This window comes from Rhizobium sp. RU20A (assembly GCF_900155885.1).
Classification (GTDB): domain Bacteria; phylum Pseudomonadota; class Alphaproteobacteria; order Rhizobiales; family Rhizobiaceae; genus RU20A.
The window spans coordinates 71,579-80,863 of sequence record NZ_FTMB01000015.1 but is presented as its reverse complement, the minus strand read 5'-3'; the positions used below and the strand labels follow the sequence as shown (position 1 = coordinate 80,863).

15 protein-coding genes and 1 tRNA gene are annotated in these 9,285 nt (G+C 58.9%); 6 read left to right on the top strand and 10 right to left on the bottom strand.

What is annotated here, in order from left to right:
* Positions 1 to 2: 2 nt before the first annotated feature.
* The 6 genes from F3H41_RS20980 to F3H41_RS20960 all read right to left on the bottom strand — a co-directional run bounded on the left by F3H41_RS20980 (position 3) and on the right by F3H41_RS20960 (position 2,369).
* Positions 3 to 84 (bottom strand) — tRNA-Leu (locus tag F3H41_RS20980).
* A 128-nt stretch (positions 85 to 212) separates the two neighbouring features.
* A complete protein-coding gene (locus F3H41_RS20975) occupies positions 213 to 449 on the bottom strand; it encodes a hypothetical protein (protein ID WP_149740697.1) in 237 nt (78 codons plus the stop codon).
* A complete protein-coding gene (locus F3H41_RS20970) occupies positions 418 to 759 on the bottom strand; it encodes a hypothetical protein (RefSeq protein WP_244616309.1) in 342 nt (113 codons plus the stop codon). Before F3H41_RS20970 ends, F3H41_RS20975 begins: the two co-directional genes overlap by 32 nt.
* Positions 756 to 890, bottom strand: a complete 135-nt coding sequence (locus tag F3H41_RS21730) for a hypothetical protein (RefSeq protein WP_280177057.1) — start codon at positions 888 to 890, stop codon at positions 756 to 758. The genes F3H41_RS20970 and F3H41_RS21730 overlap by 4 nt, the downstream gene beginning before the upstream one ends.
* A gap of 28 nt (positions 891 to 918) precedes the next feature.
* On the bottom strand, positions 919 to 1,917 hold the full coding sequence (locus F3H41_RS20965) for a hypothetical protein (protein WP_244616308.1): 999 nt from the start codon (positions 1,915 to 1,917) through the stop codon (positions 919 to 921).
* Positions 1,914 to 2,369: a protein psiB gene (locus tag F3H41_RS20960; RefSeq protein ID WP_149740696.1), complete on the bottom strand. Its 456-nt coding sequence runs from the start codon at positions 2,367 to 2,369 to the stop codon at positions 1,914 to 1,916. The genes F3H41_RS20965 and F3H41_RS20960 overlap by 4 nt, the downstream gene beginning before the upstream one ends.
* Before the next feature lie 727 nt (positions 2,370 to 3,096).
* Here F3H41_RS20960 and F3H41_RS20950 point away from each other — a divergent pair.
* On the top strand, positions 3,097 to 3,615 hold the full coding sequence (locus F3H41_RS20950; protein ID WP_149740694.1) for a helix-turn-helix transcriptional regulator: 519 nt from the start codon (positions 3,097 to 3,099) through the stop codon (positions 3,613 to 3,615).
* Positions 3,616 to 3,935: 320 nt separating this feature from the next.
* Positions 3,936 to 4,331 carry a hypothetical protein gene (locus F3H41_RS20945; RefSeq protein WP_149740693.1) on the top strand — a complete coding sequence of 132 codons (396 nt, stop codon included), beginning with the start codon at positions 3,936 to 3,938 and terminating at the stop codon, positions 4,329 to 4,331.
* On the opposite strand, the gene F3H41_RS20940 is transcribed toward F3H41_RS20945, so the two are convergent.
* Positions 4,325 to 4,672, bottom strand: coding sequence for a hypothetical protein (locus F3H41_RS20940; protein WP_149740692.1), 348 nt, complete (start codon positions 4,670 to 4,672; stop codon positions 4,325 to 4,327). The two genes, F3H41_RS20945 and F3H41_RS20940, sit on opposite strands and share 7 nt — an antisense overlap.
* Before the next feature lie 173 nt (positions 4,673 to 4,845).
* Here F3H41_RS20940 and umuD point away from each other — a divergent pair, with 173 nt between their 5' ends.
* From umuD to F3H41_RS20925, 3 genes are read left to right on the top strand one after another with little or no spacing between them, the layout of a single operon-like run.
* A complete protein-coding gene (gene umuD, locus F3H41_RS20935) occupies positions 4,846 to 5,277 on the top strand; it encodes a translesion error-prone DNA polymerase V autoproteolytic subunit (protein WP_244616307.1) in 432 nt (143 codons plus the stop codon).
* Complete coding sequence (locus tag F3H41_RS20930; RefSeq protein WP_149740691.1) at positions 5,274 to 6,545, top strand: Y-family DNA polymerase; 1,272 nt, start codon at positions 5,274 to 5,276, stop codon at positions 6,543 to 6,545. The genes umuD and F3H41_RS20930 overlap by 4 nt, the downstream gene beginning before the upstream one ends.
* A 26-nt stretch (positions 6,546 to 6,571) precedes the next feature.
* Positions 6,572 to 6,808, top strand: coding sequence for a hypothetical protein (locus tag F3H41_RS20925; protein WP_062654083.1), 237 nt, complete (start codon positions 6,572 to 6,574; stop codon positions 6,806 to 6,808).
* A gap of 260 nt (positions 6,809 to 7,068) precedes the next feature.
* Here F3H41_RS20925 and F3H41_RS21405 read toward each other — a convergent pair whose 3' ends face one another.
* A complete protein-coding gene (locus F3H41_RS21405; RefSeq protein ID WP_188129562.1) occupies positions 7,069 to 7,233 on the bottom strand; it encodes a hypothetical protein in 165 nt (54 codons plus the stop codon).
* 273 nt (positions 7,234 to 7,506) lie between these two features.
* Here F3H41_RS21405 and F3H41_RS20920 point away from each other — a divergent pair, with 273 nt between their 5' ends.
* Positions 7,507 to 7,689: a hypothetical protein gene (locus tag F3H41_RS20920; RefSeq protein WP_149740690.1), complete on the top strand. Its 183-nt coding sequence runs from the start codon at positions 7,507 to 7,509 to the stop codon at positions 7,687 to 7,689.
* A 550-nt stretch (positions 7,690 to 8,239) separates the two neighbouring features.
* Here F3H41_RS20920 and F3H41_RS21665 read toward each other — a convergent pair.
* Both F3H41_RS21665 and F3H41_RS20910 read right to left on the bottom strand, forming a co-directional pair.
* Entirely contained in the window at positions 8,240 to 8,326 is an 87-nt protein-coding gene (locus F3H41_RS21665) for a hypothetical protein (RefSeq protein WP_244616312.1), read from the bottom strand.
* Positions 8,327 to 8,562: 236 nt separating this feature from the next.
* Positions 8,563 to 9,246 carry an SOS response-associated peptidase gene (locus F3H41_RS20910; RefSeq protein ID WP_149740689.1) on the bottom strand — a complete coding sequence of 228 codons (684 nt, stop codon included), beginning with the start codon at positions 9,244 to 9,246 and terminating at the stop codon, positions 8,563 to 8,565.
* Positions 9,247 to 9,285 lie beyond the last annotated feature (39 nt).

Below are 9,285 nucleotides of genomic sequence, written 5' to 3'. Positions count from 1 at the left end.
GGTGCGGTCGAGAAGACTCGAACTTCCACGGGTTGCCCCACAGCGACCTCAACGCTGCGCGTCTACCAATTCCGCCACGACCGCATCGTGGTAGGCACCGAATTTCACCGGCCGGGCTGCATGTAGCAAAAGCCTTTCAGGCCCACAAGCCCGCCGTATAGCGGCTCGATGATGTCCCTCGTAATATTGCGCCGCGAAAGGCGACCCAGGTCCTATTTGAACAGCGGCATTGACCGCTTGTTGGTCAGGCTGGCGCGGTCGGTCTCAAAGCGGTAGCCGTCCCAATCCTTCCACGCTTCCCAACCTGTCGCGGTGGCGCGTCCATACCACACGCGCACCTTGACCTTATCGCCTCCAAGGTCCTCGACAACCTCAACCGTGTGGCTCCCTCCTAACCCGGAGGGGGTGTCGAAGACCTCAACGCTTCGGCGCTGGCCGTTGCTTTTCATGCTTCGCCTCCTCTAGCCGGAAATGGGCGACCAAGCCCTGATTGGCTCGGTGGCTTGCCAGTGCATAGGCGCAAGCCTGCGCTAGCAGGTCGGGGTTTGCGGTCATGCCCGATTTTGCGCGCCCCTTGATGTCGGCTTTCAAGTCGTCGTCACTGGTCCCAACGTGCATGTTTCCGACAATCCAACGCAGTTGCGCATAGGGGATCTCGTCGACGCGCCGAACAGGCAGGGCGGAGATTAGGCCCTTGCGCTGGCTGGCCGCCTCTCCGGCTTCACTAGCTTCCCCCTTGGTCGGGAAATAGGCTTTCACCAGCTGGCGGCGCTGATGAAAGCCTCTGAGCCGTCTTCCTGTGTGTATAGGCTCCAATCGGCGGCACTGCCGCCGAACATGGCATCGCCTCGGCCGGAAAACTCTATGACTGTAAAAATCTGCTCATTCATGTGGGGATCCTCTGTTTTCCGGGGCTGATCAGGCGGCGCTGTCGCCGCTGATCGATTTCAAGACTAGACTTGCCGCATAGCGTCCGGCCTCGTTCAAGTTGCGCTGCCAAGCCCCCTGCGACGGCGACCAGCGGAACCCGTGAGATTTCAGGGTGCGCCGCGTCTGTTCGTCCGGCTTGCCGGGAAACAGCAACTGAATGCGGGCCATGTCGGTATTTTCCTTGACCGTGACGGCTCCTGCCTCCGTCTCGACGTCCTCGGCGCGGTCACCGCGCTTCTTCATCGCAGCAAGCGAAGCGAGGCGGGATTGCATACGGCGCAGCTCGGCGCGGGTGTTAGTGGTGGAAAAGCCGCGTCGGTTCTGCCAAGGGGCAAGGGTGACGCCACGCGATGCCCTTTCGTCGTCCATGCCGGTTTCCGCAATCACTTGGGCCAGAATTTCGGCTTCGCTCGCCTGATCCTTCTCCATTCGGCGAATGATGACATTCGCCCGTTTCATCCGGTCGATGGACAGTGCCAGGTCTTCGATCCGCGAGGCGATGCGCTGCATTGCGGCCGGATCGCCTGAGCGGATCGGATCGTCATCGGCCCCATTGGGAAACGCCTTGCGTTTCACCGCCTTTTTCGCGGTCGCGATATGAGCCGAGATGTCAGCACGGCGGGCGTCTGATACTCGCATCCGCTTTTCGTTGCGGGCGACGGGAAAGCGGGCAGGACCGGTGATAAACCAGTTCATACAACGGCCTTCCGCTGCCCAATACTTGGCGGTGATCTCGACATGACGGCGGGCAAACGCCTCTAGTTCAGCGTCCGGCAGGGGCAGTTTTGCTTGCTCCCGCAGCTCCACCATGTAGGCAGCAAAGCCGTTGAGGCGCTCTGCCAGTCCCTCCAGTTCGGACAGGGTGCGCCGCTCCGGAAAATGAGTAAGGGCATGGAAGCTATGTTCGATGTCCTTCGCCGCGATGGTCGCGGCAAAGGTTCCGGCCAGAATGGACAGGGTGCGGTCCTCGACAACAGCGATGATCATCGGACCACTCCCGCCATAACGGTCGGATGAGTGCGGGTGATGCGGGTCTGAAACCCGATCAAAGCGCCACCTAAAATAACCCCATGGGAAGAATGCTGGTCCGCCTTGGCAAAGACCGGATCAAGAACCGGCTTGCAGACGTTCAGGCGGGCCGCTGCTTCCTCAATGCTGATCTGCGGCGGTAGAACATGCGAGCCATCCAGGCTGGCAAGAACGATCTTTCCAGCCAACGGCTGCGGGTAGCCGTCAAAGACAATGAAGGCGGCCAAGCCGTCGCGCAAACCCTCCTCATCGACGATAAGAACGTGGTTCGTGTCGAATGGCACCACCTCGACAAGCTGGCATCCAATCAGCCCGTAGGTCTGAGAGAACGCGCTCGGTGCTGCGACCTCTGCGGCTTGAATGGTCCCGGCTTCCGGGTCCAGCAGGTAAACGGTTGCGGTTGTGGTCATAGTTCTCACCCTTTCTCCATGTCCGCGAAGCGGTCTTCTCATGCCCCTCGTGGGCAGGAGCCCCGCTCCTGTTCCCGAGTTCGCGCGGAGCAGCGGGGGAGAGGGTGGCAAGGGGATAAAAACGGAGGGGGTTCGCCCGCCCAAGGCAAAGCCGAAGGGGCGTCGCGTCAGCGGCGCTCCTGCACAAAGCGCTGCCCCAAGGCTGCGCGAAGGAAGGACGGGGAGACCGTTTTTTCCCCTTGTGAGGGAGAGGGGGCAGCGCTCCTCTTTCCCTCATCAAAGAAACAGACAGGACGCCTCCGGCGTCACTGCTTTATCCTGGCCGAGACCCGACAAACCGTGCTGATGCTGATGACTGTGAAGAGCAGTAGGGGAGGGGAAAGGCCGCCCCGATACGAGGCAGGGCGGCCTCCGTAGGCACATGACAGAAAAGGGCTAGAGATCTGCCACGACCTGACCTGATAAGCGGGCAATATGGGTCGATTGCGGAAAGCTGTAAATGTTCCGAACCGATTTTTGCCCAAGATGCATGGGATTGAAGGCGAAGCCGCAGCGCAACCGATCGTTACCCGAATGGGCGGAGACAGCGCCTGCTGGCTCCGTGCCGAAGGCATAGAGCGGGGTCGCCAAGCGATGCGCCAAAGCAGCTATCCAGGGTAGACTTTCGAGGCACCATCTTTAATTGTCCCGGAGGAACAACGATGAAATTCCAGTGTGGTTGGTGGCAATGGCAGGTTTCGGACTCGATCAGTGGGTAAGCCATCTCGGACTTGAACGCGTTGACGACCCAAGCAAAGATCATCCGATCTATCGCAAGCGTCTCGGCGGAACGATCATCGACCTCAAGGAACTGGATCTGCTTGTCGCTCAACGGCTGCGTGATCTGCGAACCGACCGGCAAATTGCGCAAGCCAAAGTCGCGACCCTCCTGGGCCTAAAGGAGGCGACCTATGCCCGATACGAAAACGCCTCATCCTTGATGACCGTCGGACGCCTGCTCCACGTGTTCGAGGTCCTCGATATCACTACGGAAGAGTTCTTCGATCCTTTCGTCAAAGAACGGCCCCCTCAATCCGAAGGCAACTCACAGGAAGCAGAGAGAAACAAGCTGATGGAAGAAACGGTCGGCCACCTGCAGAAGCTCGACGAAACTGCCTTGAAGATGGTGCATGACCTTGTGCTTGCCATGGAGCCCCGGACGAACGAGAAGCAGAAAGGGAATGGCGCGGCGAAAGCCGCGCCATAAATTGCACTCAATGGGTTGGCTCTGGTTTCCGCCGCGCGCCGGCCGCCATTGGCGAATAGCCGGCGCTCATGCGGCGTCCTTCCCCCATCTGGCAAAGACACCGCTTGGATCGATCGGCGCCAGTCCGAGATCCGAAAACAACAATGAAGAACATCGGAGCTTTCAGCATAGCGCCGCCCCTCCTCCAGGGGCGGGAAAGCGGGAATTCTCGACACGGTTTTGACGGATAAAGGGAAGCCGCAGGAGGCTTAGCATAGCGCCGCGAAGCGGAAGCCGGGACCGACTTCCCCCGCCAAAACCGTTCCGTAAAGGTGATCCCAATGGCAAATGCATTTGATCAGGCGTTGCAAAGGGCAACAGGCGGATATCCCGCCGACAGGCTGATCGTCACCAAGAACGTGGATAACGAACCCGAAGTCTGCATGTTCGTCCTCGATGCTGACAATCAGCTGCTCCGCGTTTCCTATGGCCCGAAAGGTGAGATCAGGTTTCAGACGAACCAGCTGGATGACCTGCTTTTTTCGCGCCAGCTCTTAGAGCTGATCGCGAAAATGCAGGTTCTCGCTGACCGTAAATGGAGACAGATCCAACGGCATTGGGTAGAGGACAAGGCCACATGGGAAGGGTTTGAGCATCTTTTGGACGCTCCGAACGCTCCGGATGTGATTGGCTTCGACGATCCTGTCGTCAGGAACGGCAGCGACCGGATTCAGTGAAGCGAAGGCGCTGGCTCCTGCAGCAGCTTTACCATCTGCCTTACAACCGTCCGCAGCTTCCTCCAGTCGCGTAGATCGCCTTCATTCACGCGCTCTTGGATTGCGGTCAGGATCCATCCGACGCAGGCGATATCGTCTGCAGCGCGATACTCGTCCGATCGATGGAAGCAGGCGACGATGCGAGGCCGCGCGCCCTCCTCAGACTTCGGGATCTTCGATACCAGGTCTTGCGCTTCACGATAGGCCTTCGCCACACGCTTGAGGTCGTCCGGTCCGGCTTGGGTAATCATGCCGACGGTCCACATCAGGGTATTCGAAAGGTGCTCCACTTCGTCAGTCATGGTGATCTCGTCCTCTCCACTGTGACAGCGCTCGAAAAGCTACCACCACGCCGACACTCGCGTTAGCTGCAGATCTGCAGATTAGGATCGCGTAATCTTCTATCTTGATTTTTGGCGGCCTATGTGTTCCCTGTTTGTTCCTTTCGCTACCAGTTGTGAAAGGACCAAATTGAATGCTCGCCGGCCTGAAAATCGAGGCAGAAGTTTATGTGCCTCTCATGCTCCACGGGTTATGCGCCGGCTTTCCATCACCCGCAGATGACTACATTGAAGAATCGATTGACCTCACAAAACTCCTGATCCGGAATCCGCCGGCCACCTTCTTGTGGAAGGTCGACGGCAACTCGATGCGGGATGCGGGCATATTTCATGGGGATTTGATCGTGGTCGACCGAAGCGTACGGCCGGTCGACGGCGATATCGTCGTGGCGACCGTTCACGGCGAACGGTCGTTGAAGCGGCTGCGCATGACGGGCGGTCGTCCGCGGCTGATGTTCGAGAATTCGGATATGCCACTGTTTGACCTTCCGGAGGTCGCGGAAGTGGAGATCTGGGGTGTTGCGCTCTGCAACGTCCATTGGCTGCGACCGAGGAAGCAGGGATGACCTCATTCGCACTGATTGACGGCAACTCGTTCTATTGCTCGTGTGAGCGTGTCTTTGACCCTTCCATTGCGAAGCGGCCGGTGATCGTTCTTTCCAACAATGACGGATGCGCCGTTGCCAGAACGGCGGAAGCCAAAGCCCTCGGGATTGGCATGGGCGAACCTTACTTCAAGATCCGTGACCTCTGTCGCGATAACGACGTGGCTGTCTACTCCAGCAACTACACGCTTTATGGCGACATGAGCGCCAGGCTGAATGCGATCTACCGGCAATGGTCTCCGGATGTCGAGGTTTACTCGATCGATGAGAGCTTTCTGGACATGACCGACATCAGGCCAGCTGATCGCGTTGCCTTTGGCCGCGATCTGCGCTCCACGGTCCAGCAATGGACCGGGATCCCGACCTGTGTCGGCATTGGCCCGAGCAAGACGCTGGCGAAGTTCGCAAATCATGTCGCAAAAAAGAACCCGGAGCTCGGCGGCGTCTGCGACCTAACAGACGCAGGCGTTCGGCAAAGCTGGCTCGATCGCGTCGAGGTTGGGGAGGTTTGGGGCGTTGGCTCGGCATCAGAACGAAAACTATTCGGCCTGGGCATTGAGACGGCCGGCGACCTGGCCCGCGTCGATGCGCGGCTTGCTCGCAATCTCCTGAGCGTGGTGGGCGAAAGAACGGTTCTGGAGCTGCAGGGCATTTCATGCCTGCCGCTCGAAGACGTACCGCCACAACGGAAGGGCTGCGCCGTAACCCGATCCTTCGGAACGCCGGTTACGGATCTGGCTGGAATGCTCGAGGCGGTCGCGGCCTATGCGATGAGGGCAGGAGAGAAGCTGCGTCGGCATGGTCTCGAGGCAACACATATGGCGGTCTTCATGCACACGTCGCGCTTCAATCAAAAGGACAAACCGCACTCGGCACAGACGACGGTTCACTTCCCAGAGGCGTCGAATGACACGTTTGACCTGATCCGGGCAGCTCAGAGCGGAGCGCGCAAGATCTTCAGGGACGGCCACCGCTACGCAAAGGCCGGCATCATCATGAATGATCTGGTGCGGGCGGCGTCACAGCCGCGTCCTCTGTTCGACGCGCGGGACCGTGAGCAGTCGGAACGGCTGATGACGGCGCTGGATGCGGTCAACGGGAAATTTGGGCGTGGGTCGCTTATCCCGGCGTCGGCCGGCATCAAGCGCGACTGGCAAACCAAGTTTGACCGTCGGTCACCGCGCTACACCACGAACATCAAAGAACTGCCCGTAGCCGTGGCGCGCTGAAAAACGAAGAGATGCGAGGGACCCGCATGAGCCTGCCTCGGCTGAAGGACTACCGGGCGGAAAAGATCGACGTCGAGTGCCGGCGCTGCGACCGTTATGCCGTGCTCGATCGGAAAGCACTGGTGAAGAAATACGGCGCCAGCTGTCAGTTCGTCGACCTGAAGCGCGCGCTCGCGATTGGGTGCGACCGGAGGGGGTCAGATCAGTGTGAAGCGCGCTTTCCTTGCCTCCTGCGGATCGGCGTCCTGATAGAACGTGGTTAGTCTCTATAGCGGCGGCTCGCCAGGATAAATAACAAGCCTAAGCTTAAGAACGGCAGAGAGTAGGCGAGGGCATTCGGATATTTCCATGGCGCCGGGGGAAGGTTTCGACATCCGCCCGCGCCGTCCAGACCACAACTGAGGCTCGCTACAAAGTACCAGAAGCCGACTGCAAACAGGCAGACGGCTATTCCTGAGAATAGAAAGACGCGCTTGACCATAGCGCGACAATACCCAAGGCTCGGGCATTGGGAAGAGCCGCCCTAGTGGGGCGGCTCAGCGCTGACCAGCGCATCGAATGCGGCCTCTTCTTCGGCAAGCTTCGCTTCGGCCGCCGCCAGCTCGGCTGCGATCTGCTGACGCTCGGCCTGGTCGATGGACGCTGCAAGTTCGGCGCGCAGTTCGTTGATGTGGTCGTAAGTGGTCATCGTCAGCTCCTTTGAATGAAAACAAAGGTGCGGGACCGACAAGGGAGGGTTTGGGTCAATGACCGCCGGAGGCGGCCTGCGGGGCGTGGGGGAGCCGATTTCGTTGCGCAGCGGCGAAATTGGGGGAACCGCGCATCATTGACGCGGACGCTGCCTTGTCGGTGCAATTGGCTGCTGTTGAGAGAAAATATACCTCTCCGTATCTCGCCATCTTATGTTCCTTCGGAACAGCCCACCTTGGGCGGCGTTACGGGCACTCGGAAGGAACCGAGTATGACTGACAATCCAGCGATCTTTAGAAATCTCGCCTGTAGCGACATGGTTCGCAAAGCCTTGCAAAACCATGCCAAGCATCAGCCGATCGCCAATGACGATAGGATCGACAGTCTGTTGTCGCGGCTGGCTGAGGCCGAAGCGACGGCAAAGCGCGATCGAGACTTTGCCGGCACAAAGTGAGTGACTTGCAGATAGCGGCCTGAGAACCCATATCGAATCTAGCTGACGTAAGCACATACCTCCCAGTCCTTGCGTCAGCTGTTCCCCTCTGGAGGCTTTGACCTTCACACCTTAAGGGCCGCGGCTACCGCAGGCCCTTTTCTTTTGTGCAACGGATCCGTTCCAGGCGACCGCTCGCACAAGGAGGGCTAGTGTCCAACCTGCCGTGTTCTGTTTCCAGAATCTCACGCAATGCGCGGAAATCTCTCCAAATCGAAGCGAGAAAGGGAGCGCTGGCAACGGGAAGATTGATGACCCGCTCCAGCTTCCTCGTTAGGGCGGCGCTCGCCCGCTTCAAATGTGCTGAGGCAAGAGGATCCTCATAGATTGAGGTCGTGATGGCGTGTATTTGCCTCACTGAACGGACGGCCTTCACGCTCTTGAGATACCCGGAATAGCTTTGTCCCATAGATTGCTCCGTGCCAGCCCGGTAGGTAACGCAAAGCCTCGCTCTCTTCACCGGGCGAACGGCCTCTATGGTTAAGCAAGAGTTGCCGCCTGCCACACCAGATCACCCGCAAGTGGCCCGGGTGACCAGACCCGTCGCCGGATCAGTCTCGATCGTCACCCGATCCTCTCTAAAGTCCTGTGTCACCATATCGCCGTTGTGGATCTGGCGAACCGTCTCCGCGCCGGTCAGCTGCATCGCCTCTGCGTCTGTCGGTTTTTTTCTTGCCGATCAGTCCTTGTGCGGTTTCCGCTTTGCACGGACCTCCTGCCGGCGATGAAGCTCCATCCGCGCTGCAATCAGATGAGGCCAAAGCCACACAGGTTGCGACCATAGGAAAGGAATAGAACGACGACTTCATCGTGAATCTCCTTGCTCTGAAGCTCCTACAAGGAATTCAGGATTGGCTTTTTCGTGTCGCTGCCATCATAGCGAGACGAGTTCACCTCGCGGCCGACACGGTAAAACTCAAGCTGGCTGTCGATCTGGTTCTCAAGAAGAAAGGCTTTCGCTTTAGCACCCTGAACAGAGGCATCTAACCAGGTCTCATAGGCAGATGGATCCATCATGACGGGCATTCGCGTATGAATGTGAGCGATGTGATCGACGGCCGGCGCGGTGATGATCGTGCAGCTGGTGACGCCTAGCTTGTCATTATGCGCCCATAGCCCGGCAAAGGAGAAGGGCTTTGCCTCGGGGAGCTGCAACAGCCATGGGTCTTTCTTGCCGTCCTCTTCGCTCGTGGTCCACTCGAAATAGCCGTCGGCCGGGATGAGGCAGCGCTTCGACTTGAAGGGCTCTCGGAATGCCCCTGAAGTGTCCACGGTCTCGATCCTGGCATTGAACATGGCCGCCTTCGGCAGCTCTTTCGCGAAGAACGGGACGAGCCACCACCGCCCGTATTCAATTTCGACCTCGCCAGCCTTGTCCTTATGGGCGAAGTGGACGCTCTGTGTCGGCGCGATGTTGTAGCGCGGCGGCATGTTTGAGGGGGGCGGGATGTTGTCGTGGATGTTGTAGAGGGCGTGGATCTCGGCCCAAGTCATCGTGTTGGTAAACCGACCGCACATTCGCAGCGCCCTTCCATGCGTTTGGCAAAGTTCATGCTC

Bases quoted from the DNA above. Each gene is read 5' to 3' on its own strand.
- F3H41_RS21405 (WP_188129562.1), bottom strand. From the start codon at position 7,233: ATGACCACTTACGACCACATCAACGAACTGCGCGCCGAACTTGCAGCG.
- F3H41_RS20920 (WP_149740690.1), top strand. From the start codon at position 7,507: ATGACTGACAATCCAGCGATCTTTAGAAATCTCGCCTGTAGCGACATG.
- F3H41_RS21665 (WP_244616312.1), bottom strand. From the start codon at position 8,326: ATGGTGACACAGGACTTTAGAGAGGATCGGGTGACGATCGAGACTGAT.
- F3H41_RS20965 (WP_244616308.1), bottom strand. From the start codon at position 1,917: ATGATCATCGCTGTTGTCGAGGACCGCACCCTGTCCATTCTGGCCGGA.
- F3H41_RS20930 (WP_149740691.1), top strand. From the start codon at position 5,274: ATGACCTCATTCGCACTGATTGACGGCAACTCGTTCTATTGCTCGTGT.
- F3H41_RS20950 (WP_149740694.1), top strand. From the start codon at position 3,097: ATGGCAGGTTTCGGACTCGATCAGTGGGTAAGCCATCTCGGACTTGAA.
- F3H41_RS20945 (WP_149740693.1), top strand. From the start codon at position 3,936: ATGGCAAATGCATTTGATCAGGCGTTGCAAAGGGCAACAGGCGGATAT.
- F3H41_RS20975 (WP_149740697.1), bottom strand. From the start codon at position 449: ATGAAAAGCAACGGCCAGCGCCGAAGCGTTGAGGTCTTCGACACCCCC.
- F3H41_RS21730 (WP_280177057.1), bottom strand. From the start codon at position 890: ATGAATGAGCAGATTTTTACAGTCATAGAGTTTTCCGGCCGAGGCGAT.
- umuD (WP_244616307.1), top strand. From the start codon at position 4,846: ATGCTCGCCGGCCTGAAAATCGAGGCAGAAGTTTATGTGCCTCTCATG.
- F3H41_RS20910 (WP_149740689.1), bottom strand. From the start codon at position 9,246: ATGTGCGGTCGGTTTACCAACACGATGACTTGGGCCGAGATCCACGCC.
- F3H41_RS20925 (WP_062654083.1), top strand. From the start codon at position 6,572: ATGAGCCTGCCTCGGCTGAAGGACTACCGGGCGGAAAAGATCGACGTC.
- F3H41_RS20940 (WP_149740692.1), bottom strand. From the start codon at position 4,672: ATGACTGACGAAGTGGAGCACCTTTCGAATACCCTGATGTGGACCGTC.
- F3H41_RS20960 (WP_149740696.1), bottom strand. From the start codon at position 2,369: ATGACCACAACCGCAACCGTTTACCTGCTGGACCCGGAAGCCGGGACC.